This is a genomic window from Rhodoferax potami, from assembly GCF_032193765.1.
GTDB classification, from domain to species: Bacteria; Pseudomonadota; Gammaproteobacteria; order Burkholderiales; family Burkholderiaceae_C; genus Allorhodoferax; species Allorhodoferax potami.
This window is the reverse complement of sequence record NZ_JAVBIJ010000001.1, coordinates 919,772-932,210: the sequence shown is the minus strand read 5'-3', so window position 1 is coordinate 932,210 and position 12,439 is coordinate 919,772. Positions and strand designations below refer to the sequence as shown.

Genomic DNA, 12,439 nt, shown 5'->3' with positions numbered 1-12,439 from the left:
TCAAAAATCAGTCGTAGGCAATCGCGGCCACTCCCCCATTGGCCTGTGCACGCCAGCTCGCAAGGGCTGCGTCGGTGGGGTAAAACTTGGCGGCTTCGCCCAGATGCAAATCAGCCGCTGCCTGCTCTACCGGATGGGCGCCTGCCGCACTACACACCAACTGCAGACGGACTGACAGGCCGCGCACCGTTTCCCCATGTTCGGTTGCTTCGCGCACGGCAGGAAATTCGCGCACCAGGGCCGCCACATCGGGCGCACGCCCCTGGGCATCGAGCTTCACCGGTACACGCAGGTACTTGCCAAACTTGCAGCGTGCCTGCTCCAGGCTCCAGATGTGCTGCACCGTCAATTGCATACCGCCCGAGAAGCGGTCCGGCATGGCCTTGCCTTCCACGATGATGAGCTCATCGTCCTTCAACAAGTCTTTGTAGGTATTGAGCAGTGCCTCGCTGGCGCGCGCCTCGATCATGGCGGACTTGTCGTCGAGCTTGAACAGGGCCAGTTTGCCGCGCTGCCCGTTGATCACCCGCAACTCGGTCACGATGCCGGCCAGCAACTGGGGCTCGCGGGAGTCTTTGAGCTCTTCAATCGGTCGACGGGCGAATTTGCGGACCTCGGTGGCGACTTCGTCAAACAAGTGGCCGGACAAGTAGAAACCGACTGCCGTTTTCTCTTGGGTCAGGCGCTCTTTCACCCCCCAAGGCGTGACCTCCACCAGGTCGGGCTCTTGCGTGCTGGACCCATGGTCGTCGTCACCGCCCATGTCAAACAGCCCCACCTGGTTGGCGTTGGCGGCCGACGCAGCGGCAAACTCAAACGCCCGGTCCATGGAAGCCACCAACTCTGCCCGGTTCAGGTGCAGCGAGTCAAACGCTCCGGCCTTGATCAGCGCTTCCACGCATCGCTTGTTCATGCGGCTGCGGTCGACGCGGCGGGCAAAGTCAAACAGGCTCTTGAACGGGCCAGCTTCTTCCGTCGGGCCCCTGCCCTCGCGGGCAGCCACGATGGCCAGAATCGCCTGCTCGCCGGTGCCCTTGATGGCACCCAGCCCGTAGCGAATCTCTTTGTTCGAAATCGGCTCGAAGCGATAAAAGCCGCGGTTGATGTTGGGCGGCTCAAAGCTCAGGCCCATCTTCTCGGCGTCTTCAAACAACACCTTGAGCTTGTCGGTGTCGTCCATTTCGACTGTCATGTTGGCGCAGAAGAACTCGGCGGTGTAGTGCACCTTGATCCAGCCGGTGTGGTACGCCAGCAAAGAGTAGGCAGCCGCGTGTGACTTGTTGAAGCCGTAGCCTGCGAACTTCTCCATCAAGTCAAAAACCTCATCGGCCTTCGCTTCAGGGATGCCGTGGGTCTTGAACGCACCGGCCCGGAAAATACCCCGGTGCTCGTCCATCTCTTCTTTCTTCTTCTTGCCCATGGCGCGGCGCAGCAAGTCGGCGCCGCCGAGTGAGTAGCCGCCCAGAATCTGGGCGGTCTGCATCACCTGCTCCTGGTACACCATGATGCCGTAGGTCTCGGAGAGCATCTCGGCCACGGCCGGGTGCGGATACTCCACCACTTCGCGCCCGTGCTTGCGCGCCACGAAACTCGGAATCAGGTCCATAGGCCCCGGGCGGTACAGCGCGTTCAGGGCAATCAGGTCTTCCAGGCGGCTGGGCTTGGCGTCGCGCAACATGCCCTGCATGCCGCGGCTTTCAAACTGGAACACCGCCTCCGTTTTACCTTCGCTGAACAGCTTATAGACCTTGGCATCGTCGAGCGGCAGGTTCTCGTAGGCGAACTTTTCCTGACCCGGATGCCGCTTGCGGATGAACTCGGCCGCAATTTCCAGAATGGTGAGCGTGGCCAAGCCCAAAAAGTCGAACTTCACGAGGCCGATGGCTTCCACATCGTCCTTGTCGTACTGGCTCACTGCGGATTCGCTGCCGGGCTGCTGGTAGAGCGGGCAGAAGTCGGTGAGCTTGCCCGGGGCGATCAACACGCCCCCGGCGTGCATGCCGATGTTACGGGTCATGCCCTCCAGCTTGCGGGCCATCTCCAGCAGGGTTTTGACGTCTTCTTCTTTGGCCTCGCGCTCCGCCAGAATCGGCTCTGCCTCGGTGGCGTAGACGTATTTGTCGCTCTTCTTGCCATCGGTCGGCGGCAACTGCAGCGTGACGTTGGTGCCCGGCTTGTTCGGGATGAGCTTGCTGATGCCATCGCAAAAGGTGTAGCTCATGTCCAGCACCCGGCCTACATCGCGCACCACGCCGCGGGCGGCCATGGTACCGAAGGTGGCAATCTGGCTCACGGCGTCTTTGCCGTATTTGTCCTTCACATAGTCGATCACCAGGTTGCGGTTGGTCTGGCAAAAGTCGATGTCGAAGTCGGGCATGGAGACCCGCTCCGGGTTCAAAAACCGCTCAAACAGCAGGTTGTAGCGCAGAGGGTCCAAGTCGGTAATCTTGAGCGCATACGCCACCAGCGAGCCGGCACCGGAGCCGCGCCCCGGGCCTACCGGGCAGCCGTTGTTCTTGGCCCAGTTGATGAAGTCGCCCACGATCAAAAAATAACCCGGGAAACCCATTTTCAAAATGGTGCCCAGCTCAAACTCCAAGCGCTCCACATAGCGTGGCATCTCTGCGGCCCGCTCTTGTTCGTTGGGGTAGAGATGCACCATGCGCTCGTTCAACCCTTCAAACGAGGCGTAGCGGAAATACTCTTCGGGCGTCATGCGCTGCCCGTTGACTTCGGGGGTTGGGAAGGCGGGCAACTGCGGCTTGCCCAGCACCAGCGTCAGGCTGCAGCGTTTGGCAATTTCAATCGTGTTGGCGATTGCCGAGGGAATATCGGCAAACAGCTCCTCCATCTGGGCTGCGCTTTTGAAATACTGCTCGCGGGTGAAGCGGCGCACGCGCTTGGGGTTGCTCAGGATCTCGCCATCGGCAATACAGATGCGGGCTTCATGCGCCTCAAAGTCGTCCTGCTCCGCAAACTGGATGGGGTGGGTCGCCACCACCGGCAGCTTCATGCGGGCAGCCAACTTCACCGCAGCGACCACATGCGCCTCATCGTCGGCGCGGCCTGCGCGCTGCAGCTCAATGTAAAAGCGGTGGGGAAAAACACCCGCCAACTGCAGCGCCACATCGTGCGCACGGGCAGTGTCGCCCTGCACCAGCGCTTGGCCCACCGGCCCGGCTTGTGCGCCTGAAAGCGCAATCAGGCCTTCGTTGAGCTCTTTGAGCCAAGCCATCTTGATGACGGCCTGGTTCTTCACCACGTTTTGCGTGAATGCGCGGGCAATCAGCTCCGAGATGTTCAGGTAGCCCTGCTTGTTTTGCACCAGCAGGATGATGCGTGTGACGGCTGTGGCGTCGCCACCCAGGCCTTCGAGAATGATTTCTGCGCCTATGACCGGCTTCACACCTTTGCCACGGCCACCTTTGTAAAACTTGATCGCTCCGAACAGATTGTTCAGGTCGGTGATGGCCAGCGCCGGCTGCCCGTCTTTGGCCGCCATTTTGATGACATCGTCGATACGGGTGGTTCCGTCGACGACAGAAAACTCAGTGTGAAGGCGCAGGTGTACAAACATCCGGTCATTGTAGTTTTCGATTGGCGGCAGACCTTGGAGAAGGGTTTGCATCTGCGCCACAATGCGGGCTACGCATTGCCAACCCGGAAAAAGTCCCTCAAACCCCGTGACCCGCCGTTTATTCAGTCCCCATGGATCCGCTTTGGTGGAGATCGCCCCTGGCATGCTGATTGCCCACATGCACGGCGACTGGAACGCCGAAATGCGGGCCCTGATAGCTGCCCAAATGAAGGCGCAAGTCCCCACGCTGAACGCGGCGGGCCCTTGGGGCATCATCAATCACATGCATGACACACTGGTCTACGGGCCGGACATCTATGCCCAAACCCGCGCGGACTACGCCAACCGCCCGGCAGGCTCCCGTCTCCAAGCGGTGGCCTTTGTGATTGCTCCGCACGTGGAAGGCGCCTCATTGCTGCGCAGCCGGTTTGAAAGCTTGCTGGACGGTGTGATCGCCTCCCGCGTTTTTGCCGACAGCCAGAGCGCCAAAGAGTGGATCAAAGCCCAGCTCCAACTGCCGGATGCGTCTGGCCTGAACCCGGGCAATTAAAATCAACCGGTGAACACCGTACTGAACATCTCCACCTACAAATTCGTCCCGCTGCCCGACGCAGCCGCTTTACGCGAGGTATTGCTAGGCCGCGCCCAGGCCCTGCAGCTCAAAGGCACCATTCTCTTGGCCGAAGAAGGCATCAATATGTTCCTCGCCGGTCCGGCAGACGATGTGCGCAGTTTTGTCACCCAGCTCCAACAAGACCCGCGGTTTGCAGATATTGCGCCCAAGGAAAGTTGGTCGGACACCCAGCCGTTCAAGAAAATGCTGGTGAAGGTGAAGGGCGAAATCATCCGCATGAACCACCCCACCATCAAGCCCGCTGACGGGCGCGCGCCCGCGGTGGCACCTGCTACTGTCAAGCGCTGGCTGGATCAAGGCCATGACGACAACGGCCGCCCGGTGGTCACCCTGGATACGCGCAACGACTTTGAAGTCGATGAAGGCACTTTTGAGGGTGCGATCGACTGGCGTATCACCAAGTTCACCGAATTTCCGGACGCCTTCCGCGCCCATCTGGACGAACTCAAGGACAAAACCGTGGTGAGCTTTTGCACCGGGGGCATACGCTGCGAAAAGGCGGCCATCCTGATGCGCGAAGAAGGTCTGGAACACGTCTACCAGCTCGAAGGCGGCATCCTCAAGTACTTTGAAGAGACCGACGGCAGCCACTACCACGGCGGCTGCTTTGTGTTTGACGAGCGCCGAGCCCTTAGCGCAGATCTGCAGGCCACCGGCCTGCAAAGCAGCAGCGAAGCCTGAGCAGTTAGCGCTGCACCTGGGGGGCGCCAGCAGACAGATTGGCGCGCTTGAGCCACGTAAACACCGAGTCCACCGTGATGGTTTCGATGCGGTCGGCGTAGCGCTTCTCATCCGGATGATCGTCAAACGCCACATTGGCTTTCGTCATGCGGGCTCCAAGCCGAACCAGCGGCGTGATGGTCAGGGTCGTCGGCTGATAGGCGGTGCGCTGCAGCCAAGTCTGCGCCTGCGTGCGACTGGTCACCGGCTCAGTGCTAGCCGCCGTCATCGCAAAGGCCAGTGTTTCAATGGCCCACTGGTTGCTCTGCTGGTACTTCTGAGACCACGGGTAGCTGACCATGTTGTAGCGCGGCTCGTGCAGCACCAAGGACCGCGGCCCGTCCAGCAACACTTTCAGCAACGCCGCCTCTGCTTGCGGATTGAGCGCGACCCAGGCTGCTTCGTATTGCCAGAGGTCGTCCAGGAAGAATTCCCCGAGCCCTTGCCGGTAAATGGCCGACTCCGCCGTCCCGCACACATTGAGTTTGTGCAGCACCCGCCACACATGCCCGCCATCGGGGGTGTCTTGCCGGTACACAAACCCGAGGTGCGAGTAGCGCACACCGTATTTGCTCAGGTCCTGCCCGGCTCGCGCCATGACCACCACCTTGGCACCGCTGGCATCCAGCGCCTGCAGCGTTTTCCAGGCCAAGGTCATCGACTTGTCCACCTTGGCGGGCGTCAGGTCCTGGGGCTCATCACAAGTCCGGCCTGCCTGCGCTTGGCCGGCACACGCCAGGGCGACCACTCCTGCCGCCATCCATCGCTGCAGGTAAATAATGCGGCTCACTGGCTCACGCGTTCGTTGTGCAACAAAGCTTTACCGATTTCGTTAGGCACAAACGCAATCACCTTACCCGCCACCGACAACACCACGCCGGTGCTGATCACGCTGACAAAGACCACGGTGCCTAAAGCCGCAGAGGCACCGGAGGCAGCTTTGCCCGACACCTCCACGCTGGCGCGTGCGCCGTCCGACATGCGCTCCAGCAGATAGACCGTGCCTTTGGCCGAGGCCTCTACGCCCTTCACCACCAACACCGCGCCTGCGGTGGAAAAAGCCACAGGAATGGCGATCACCGCACCCGCGCTCGCACCGACGACCGAGGCCACTGGCATGGCGCTGATGGCGCTGAACGCGGAAGCGTCAGTCTGCGAATAAGCATGAAAAGGCGCCATAGCTCCCGCGGATATTGCGCAAGCAGCTATGAATTTAGTAGCAAAACGGATCGTCAAAATAGAACTCCGATAGTCTGAGAGCCCACAGCTTACGCATTATTCAAGCGTGCACAAAAAAGCCCGCCGAAGCGGGCTCAAGCATTTCAGACCGAAGAGGCCTGAAGAAAGCTTATGCCTTCAGTTTGGCGGCAATGGATGCCACGCGTGCGCCATAGGCTTTGGCGGTGTCCAGGTCGCCTTGGGGGATGTCTTCCGCCGGGCTGGTGGGGCCGACTTGGGCCATCACGCCGGAGTTGGAACCGATGCGGTTGATGGTGCCGTCGTTCATGGCAGGCTGGCCCACCCAGATCATGCCGTGCTGCTGAGACAGGGTGATGAAGTACTGGATAGTGGACAGCTTGTCGCCGCTAGGGCTGGCAGAAATCGTGAAGCCGCCAGCCACCTTGTCTTTCCAGGCGGTGGTGAACCAACGCTTGCTAGATGCATCGGCAAACTTCTTGAACTGCCAGGAGGCCATACCCATGTAAGTGGGGGAACCGAAGATCACCGCGTCTGCCGCATCCAGAGTGGCCCACTGGGCATCGGTGATGTCGCCATTGGCGTCGATGGTGATCAGCTCGGCGCTCGCGCCTTCAGCCACGAATTGCGCTACGCGCTGGGTGTGACCGTAACCGGAATGGAATACAACTGCTACTTTTGCCATTTTGTTAACTCCTAGGTAAAAAGACTCAAAGAAAGGCATCCGCACCCTGCGGACACCCGAAAAAATCAGGCTTCCAGATCGAAAACTAGCACTTCTGCATCCTGCGCCGCATCCAGCACCAAGGTGCTTTCAGCACTCAGCAAGGCGGCATCACCCGTCTGCAAGGGCGTGCCATTCACCGACACCGAACCGCGCAGCACCTGCACATAGCCTTTGCGGGCAGGGTCCAGCGCCAAGGTTGCAGTTTCTGCCCCGTCCAGCAAACCGCTATACAACTTGGCGTCCGCATGGATCAGCACACTGCCTTCTGCGCCGTCAGGCGAGGCCACCAACTTGAGCAGGCCTTGCTTGTCCGCTGCAGCAAAGGTTTTTTGCTCGTAGCTCGGGGGAATACCGGTCACATTGGGCTCGATCCAGATCTGGAAGAAATGGGTGGTGTCATTCGGCGCGTGGTTGAACTCGCTGTGCGTCACACCGGTACCGGCACTCATGCGCTGCACATCACCGGGCGGAATGCCCTTGATGTTGCCCATGCTGTCTTTGTGCGCCAGGTTGCCCGACATGACATAGCTGATGATCTCCATATCACGGTGACCATGAGTGCCGAAGCCGGTGCCGGGTGCGATGCGGTCTTCATTGATCACCCGCAGATTGCCCCACCCCATGTGCGCGGGGTCGTAGTACCCGGCGAACGAAAAGCTGTGGAAAGACTTGAGCCAGCCGTGGTCAGCGTAGCCTCTGTCCTGCGATTTGCGTACGGTCAACATGTGAAGTGCCTCTGGTTTCGTATGGGTTGAACTTTAGGCCTCGACCAGGCCTTTTCCATCCATACCGTTTGATGGCATCATTCAAAAAAACTCAACTTAAGGGTATCGATCATGCAAACGGCACGCGACTTCCTCACCCCTGATGCCCTCTCCATGCTGCAGACCATTGCCGAGGCCGGCAGCTTCGCCGCCGCCGCGCGGGACATGGGCATGGTGCCCAGCGCCTTGACCTACCGGGTGCGCCAAATCGAGGACGCGTTGGACGTGCTGCTATACGACCGCAGCTCCCGCCAAGCCAAGCTCACCGCTGCCGGAGCGGAGTTGTTGCGGGAAGGTGCACGCCTACTGGAAGAAATTGACGCCGTGGCCAACCGTGTCAAACGCGTGGCCACCGGCTGGGAGCCGCAACTCACGATTGCGATCGACACCGTGATCTCCAAGCCGGTCATGATGGAGATGTGCGACAACTTTTTCAGCCAATCCCCGCCCACCCGTATCCGCCTGCGGGAAGAGACCCTCTCCGGCACGCTGGAGGCCCTCACTACCGGCCAGGCAGACCTGGCCATCGGCGTCGGGGCGGACTCGGCGCGCACCGCCGGTGTGCACAGCAAGCCCATGGGGTCGATCAGCTTTGTCTACGCCGTCGCCCCGCACCACCCGCTCGCACAAGCCCCGGAGCCGCTGAGTGACGAGCTGATTCAAAAACACCGGGCGGTCGCCGTAGCCGACTCGGTGCAACGCGGCGCGGGCCAAACCTTTGGCCTGCTTAGCGGGCAGGATGTGTTCACCGTACCCACCATGCACGCCAAGCTCGACGCCCAATTGCGCGGTCTGGGTGGCGGCAACCTGCCCCGCTGCATGGCAGACGCCTACATACAAACCGGCCGCTTGGTCGTGAAGAAAACCGAGCGCCCCCAACGCAACGTGCCGCTGCACTACGCCTGGCGGCAAACCAAAACCATCAACCAAGGCAGGGCCTTGCAATGGTGGCTCAGCCAACTCGAAAGTGAGACCACCCGCAGTGCCTTGCTGGACGAGCATCGCAGCAGCTAAACGATTTACGCCCCGTGGCCAGCGTGTATAAAGAGGCTATTACAACCAACGGAGACTGTGCCCATGACAACATCCCGACACATTGCCATCGTGGGGGGCGGCATGGCCGCCATCACCTGCGCACGCACCCTGGTACAGGCCGGCCACAAGGTCACCGTTTTTGAAAAAAGCCGCGGGCCCGGTGGCCGCATGTCCACCCGCGAAAGCGCCTTCGGCACGTTTGACCACGGGGCTCAGTACTTCACGGTGCGCGACCCCCGTTTCACCCAGGCCCTGCAGACCACGCCCGGCCTGTGCCGCCCCTGGAGCGCGAACGCAGTCCGCGTGCTCGACTCCCATGGCCGTGTGGCCGCCGCCGCCCTGCCCGGGCGCGATGCGCACTGGGTGCCCGTCCCCGGCATGAACGCGCTGGTGCGCGCTTGGGCACAGCCCCTGGCGGATGCCGGGCAGTTGCTCGTCAACACCCGCGTGACCGCGCTCGAACAAGACGCCCTGCACAAAAAGAAATGGCAGCTGCGCACCTCGGGTGACGCGGGCAGCAGCCACGTCTATGGCGGGTTTGACGAGGTAGTGCTCGCCATCCCCCATCCCCAAGCCCAAGAACTGCTGGCCACCACCCCCAAGGGCGCAGCGCTGGCCAAGAAAACCTCCAAAGTCTCTGTGGCGCCTTGCTGGACCCTGATGCTGGCCTACCCCCAAGCGGTGCAACCCGGCCTCACCACCCTGGGCCCGCAGTGGAACGCCGCCCGCAGCACCCACCACCGTGTGGCCTGGTTGTCGCGCGAATCGAGCAAACCCGGCCGCGGCAAGGTCGAACGCTGGACAGTGCAAGCCAGTGCAGCCTGGTCGCAGGAGCATTTGAACGACACGCCTGACCGTATTCAGGCCAAATTGATCAAGGCTTTTGCCGAGATCACCGGCATTCGCGCAGAGCCGGCCCACGCCCAAGTACACCGCTGGCTGTATGCCAAAACCGAGGCCCCATTGGGCGAACACTTTTTGTGGGACAGCAAAGCGGGCATCGGCCTGTGCGGCGACTGGTGCATCGGCCACCGCGTGGAAGATGCCTTTGTCTCCGGCCTGGAACTCGCGCTGAAAGTTGCTTAACTCCCGCACATTGAATTTGAATTACAGGGGCCGCTTTGCCCCCTCCCCCACGGGCCCGCTGCATGCGGGCTCTTTGCTTGCTGCGCTGGCCAGCTGGCTGGACGCCCGTGCCCACGGCGGGCAGTGGTTGGTGCGGATTGAAGACGTCGACACCCCGCGCTGCGTAGCAGGAGGTGGTGAGTTTATCCTGCATCAACTCGCCAGCGTGGGCCTGGTGCCCGACGAGCCTCCGGTCTGGCAAAGCCAACGAAGCGCCCTCTACCGGCAGGCGCTCGACACACTGATCGCTGCCGGAAGTGCCTACCCCTGCGCCTGCTCCCGCAAAGACACTGCACAAGCACTGGCGCAAATGGGCGCGGGCAAGGCGCGTAACGGCGAGCTGATCTACCCCGGCACCTGCCGCCACGGATTACAAGGGCGCGAGGGCCGTGCGTGGCGCCTGCGCACCGACGCTCATAGTTGTGAGCCAAAAAGCCCTCTAGCGCTCATATCAACTGCGCCACTAGCTCCTGATTTCATAGCAAATGTGAATGATGACGGTATATGGACATGGCATGACCGACGCCTCGGTGTGCAGCAGCAAGACCTTGCCCGCGAGGTGGGCGACTTCGTGCTGTTACGGGCAGACGGTTTGTGGGCCTACCAATTGGCGGTGGTGGTTGACGATGCCGACCAGGGCATCACCCACATCGTGCGGGGCGAAGACCTGGCGGACAACACCGTGCGCCAGATCGCACTGCAAATGGCCTTAGGGCTGCCTGCGGTGCGCTACCTGCACACCCCCTTGGTGCTAGGCCCCAATGGGGAAAAACTCAGCAAACAAAACGGCGCTGCAGCCCTAGACCTGAGCGACCCGGATACGACCTTGGCCAGTGCCGCTGCTGCGCTGGGCTTGTCTGCGGCAGTGGGTGACAGAGCCAGTGCGCTCAGCGCCTGGACCGCTGAGTGGCGCAGCCGTTACAACACGTGACACTGGTTTGCAGCAACCCGGGCTGCACAGGCCGTCAGCTCAGGCGCGGTACCTCGTGCCCGCCTTCTACCGTGAACTGCGACATCTGCCGCACCAGCTCTGCCGCCTGGACCTTGAGGCTGCTGGCAGCTGCGGCAATTTCTTCCACCAGCGCAGCGTTTTGTTGGGTGACTTGGTCCATCTGACTGACGGCTTCCCCGATTTGCGAGATCCCGCTGGACTGCTCGCGGCTCGCCGCGCTGATTTCTGTCAGCAAGGTGCTGACCTGTTGGGTCGAACGCAACATTTCGTCCATCGTGGCACCGGCTTGGTCGGCCAGTGTGGAGCCATGGGACACACGGTCTACGCTGGCATCGATCAGGGCCTTGATTTCTTTGGCCGCTACTGCACTGCGGCCCGCCAGCGATCGCACCTCAGAAGCCACCACTGCAAAGCCGCGGCCTTGCTCGCCGGCCCGGGCCGCTTCGACGGCGGCATTCAAGGCCAAGATATTGGTTTGAAACGCGATGGCTTCAATCACGCTCACAATGCCTGCGATTTCGCGGGACGAGTCGTTGATGCCCTTCATGGTCTCCACCACCTGCCCCACGGCGGCACCGCCGCGTTCGGCAACCTCGGCGGCTTGCTGGGCGAGCCGCTCAGCCTGCTGGGCCGCTTGGGCATTTTGGTTCACCACGGACGTCAGCTCTTCCATGGAGGCGGCGGTCTCCTCCAAGGCACTGGCCTGGCTCTCAGTCCGGGCGGACAAGTCGTGGTTGCCTTGCGCAATTTCAGCGCTGGCATTGGACACGTTGTCTGCCACCAAACGCACCGACGATACGGTGCTGTTGAGGCCTTCGCGCATGGTTTGCAGCGCCTCTTGCAGCGCTCCCAAGCTGTCTGTGCGCCCCGGGTCCAAGGCCACATGGGTGGCCAAATCGCCCGCAGCGATCAACTTGGCTGCCTGGGTGCTGCCGCGCACCGGTTTTTGGATACTGGCCAGCACCAACCGGTACACCACAAACACCACCGCCGCAGCCACCAGTGCGGTCACCACCATGGCGGTCACGCTGAAGGCGTGCGTGGCGTCAAACTCTTGCATGGAGCTGGCTGCGAACGCATTGGCGTCGACCACCGTGGCGTCCACACCGGCCCGATGCTGCTGGTACAACGTATGGACTGCGGGCAAATTAGTGCGGGCCACATCGGCTTTGCCTGCGGCGAAAGGCTCAACCACTTGGCTGCGGGCGGCCGCCAAGAAAGCCTGCGCCGCTCTGTGTTGCTCACCCAAGAGTTTGGTCTCCAGGCCGAAGGGCGGGTTCTTTTTCCAGAACTCCACCCGCTGGTCGTATTCGGTGGTCAGCTCGTCAAAGCGCTTCTTACCGTCTGCTGCGGACACGCTTCCGTCCAGCATGAGCGACAAAACCAGCCGGGTCTCGATCAGGTACATCGGGGGTGGCAGGATGTCGGCCACCACATCTTTCCCCGCATAGACCTTCAGCGCAGAGGCATCCAGCTTCTGAATGAAGAAGTAACCCTGTGCGGCAACCGCTATCGCGGCGGCAACGCCGATAGCCCCCAAAAGCGACATTACCCAGCGCAAAGACTTGAACATCTCGTTTCCCTCTTGAGTACCACGCCGCGCGGACAGCCCGCGACTGAGCGGAGATGGTGACTTTCGTCAGATCATTTGTTTAATTATATGTATATTTATCAAATTTGTTTAAAAAGATTTTTACAATGAATTTGA

Annotated in this window: 11 protein-coding genes; 5 read left to right on the top strand and 6 right to left on the bottom strand. The window is 61.2% G+C overall.

Features of this window, described 5'->3' with window-relative positions; all coding sequences use genetic code 11:
* Positions 1-7: 7 nt before the first annotated feature.
* On the bottom strand, positions 8-3,577 hold the full coding sequence (gene dnaE, locus RAE21_RS04440; protein WP_313882651.1) for a DNA polymerase III subunit alpha: 3,570 nt from the start codon (positions 3,575-3,577) through the stop codon (positions 8-10).
* A 106-nt stretch (positions 3,578-3,683) separates the two neighbouring features.
* On the opposite strand from dnaE, the gene RAE21_RS04435 reads away from it, so the two are divergent.
* Complete coding sequence (locus RAE21_RS04435; protein ID WP_313880323.1) at positions 3,684-4,127, top strand: hypothetical protein; 444 nt, start codon at positions 3,684-3,686, stop codon at positions 4,125-4,127.
* A 9-nt stretch (positions 4,128-4,136) separates the two neighbouring features.
* Positions 4,137-4,892 (top strand): sulfurtransferase, encoded by a 756-nt coding sequence (locus tag RAE21_RS04430; RefSeq protein ID WP_313880322.1) that lies wholly within the window; start codon positions 4,137-4,139, stop codon positions 4,890-4,892.
* Between the two features lie 4 nt (positions 4,893-4,896).
* Here the strand turns inward: RAE21_RS04430 and RAE21_RS04425 are convergent, their stop codons facing one another.
* From RAE21_RS04425 to RAE21_RS04410, 4 genes are all read right to left on the bottom strand, one after another.
* Entirely contained in the window at positions 4,897-5,691 is a 795-nt protein-coding gene (locus RAE21_RS04425; RefSeq protein WP_313882650.1) for a DUF2145 domain-containing protein, read from the bottom strand.
* A 26-nt stretch (positions 5,692-5,717) separates the two neighbouring features.
* A complete protein-coding gene (locus tag RAE21_RS04420; protein ID WP_313880321.1) occupies positions 5,718-6,110 on the bottom strand; it encodes a hypothetical protein in 393 nt (130 codons plus the stop codon).
* Positions 6,111-6,279: 169 nt separating this feature from the next.
* Positions 6,280-6,813: a flavodoxin family protein gene (locus RAE21_RS04415; protein WP_087494300.1), complete on the bottom strand. Its 534-nt coding sequence runs from the start codon at positions 6,811-6,813 to the stop codon at positions 6,280-6,282.
* Between the two features lie 65 nt (positions 6,814-6,878).
* Positions 6,879-7,580 (bottom strand): pirin family protein, encoded by a 702-nt coding sequence (locus tag RAE21_RS04410; protein WP_313880320.1) that lies wholly within the window; start codon positions 7,578-7,580, stop codon positions 6,879-6,881.
* Positions 7,581-7,691: 111 nt separating this feature from the next.
* On the opposite strand from RAE21_RS04410, the gene RAE21_RS04405 reads away from it, so the two are divergent.
* The 3 genes from RAE21_RS04405 to gluQRS all read left to right on the top strand — a co-directional run bounded on the left by RAE21_RS04405 (position 7,692) and on the right by gluQRS (position 10,710).
* Positions 7,692-8,633, top strand: a complete 942-nt coding sequence (locus RAE21_RS04405; RefSeq protein ID WP_313873366.1) for a LysR substrate-binding domain-containing protein — start codon at positions 7,692-7,694, stop codon at positions 8,631-8,633.
* A gap of 63 nt (positions 8,634-8,696) precedes the next feature.
* Positions 8,697-9,740 carry an NAD(P)/FAD-dependent oxidoreductase gene (locus RAE21_RS04400; RefSeq protein ID WP_313880319.1) on the top strand — a complete coding sequence of 348 codons (1,044 nt, stop codon included), beginning with the start codon at positions 8,697-8,699 and terminating at the stop codon, positions 9,738-9,740.
* A gap of 10 nt (positions 9,741-9,750) precedes the next feature.
* Positions 9,751-10,710, top strand: coding sequence for a tRNA glutamyl-Q(34) synthetase GluQRS (gene gluQRS / locus RAE21_RS04395; protein ID WP_313880318.1), 960 nt, complete (start codon positions 9,751-9,753; stop codon positions 10,708-10,710).
* A 34-nt stretch (positions 10,711-10,744) separates the two neighbouring features.
* Here gluQRS and RAE21_RS04390 read toward each other — a convergent pair whose 3' ends face one another.
* On the bottom strand, positions 10,745-12,304 hold the full coding sequence (locus tag RAE21_RS04390) for a methyl-accepting chemotaxis protein (RefSeq protein WP_313880317.1): 1,560 nt from the start codon (positions 12,302-12,304) through the stop codon (positions 10,745-10,747).
* Between the last annotated feature and the right edge of the window lie 135 nt (positions 12,305-12,439).

What these genes read in the sequence shown, in the direction of transcription:
- RAE21_RS04405 (WP_313873366.1), top strand. Translation starts at nt 7,692, where the DNA reads ATGCAAACGGCACGCGACTTCCTCACCCCTGATGCCCTCTCCATGCTG.
- RAE21_RS04420 (WP_313880321.1), bottom strand. Translation starts at nt 6,110, where the DNA reads ATGGCGCCTTTTCATGCTTATTCGCAGACTGACGCTTCCGCGTTCAGC.
- RAE21_RS04400 (WP_313880319.1), top strand. Translation starts at nt 8,697, where the DNA reads ATGACAACATCCCGACACATTGCCATCGTGGGGGGCGGCATGGCCGCC.
- RAE21_RS04415 (WP_087494300.1), bottom strand. Translation starts at nt 6,813, where the DNA reads ATGGCAAAAGTAGCAGTTGTATTCCATTCCGGTTACGGTCACACCCAG.
- RAE21_RS04390 (WP_313880317.1), bottom strand. Translation starts at nt 12,304, where the DNA reads ATGTTCAAGTCTTTGCGCTGGGTAATGTCGCTTTTGGGGGCTATCGGC.
- RAE21_RS04425 (WP_313882650.1), bottom strand. Translation starts at nt 5,691, where the DNA reads ATGGCGGCAGGAGTGGTCGCCCTGGCGTGTGCCGGCCAAGCGCAGGCA.
- RAE21_RS04410 (WP_313880320.1), bottom strand. Translation starts at nt 7,580, where the DNA reads ATGTTGACCGTACGCAAATCGCAGGACAGAGGCTACGCTGACCACGGC.
- dnaE (WP_313882651.1), bottom strand. Translation starts at nt 3,577, where the DNA reads ATGTTTGTACACCTGCGCCTTCACACTGAGTTTTCTGTCGTCGACGGA.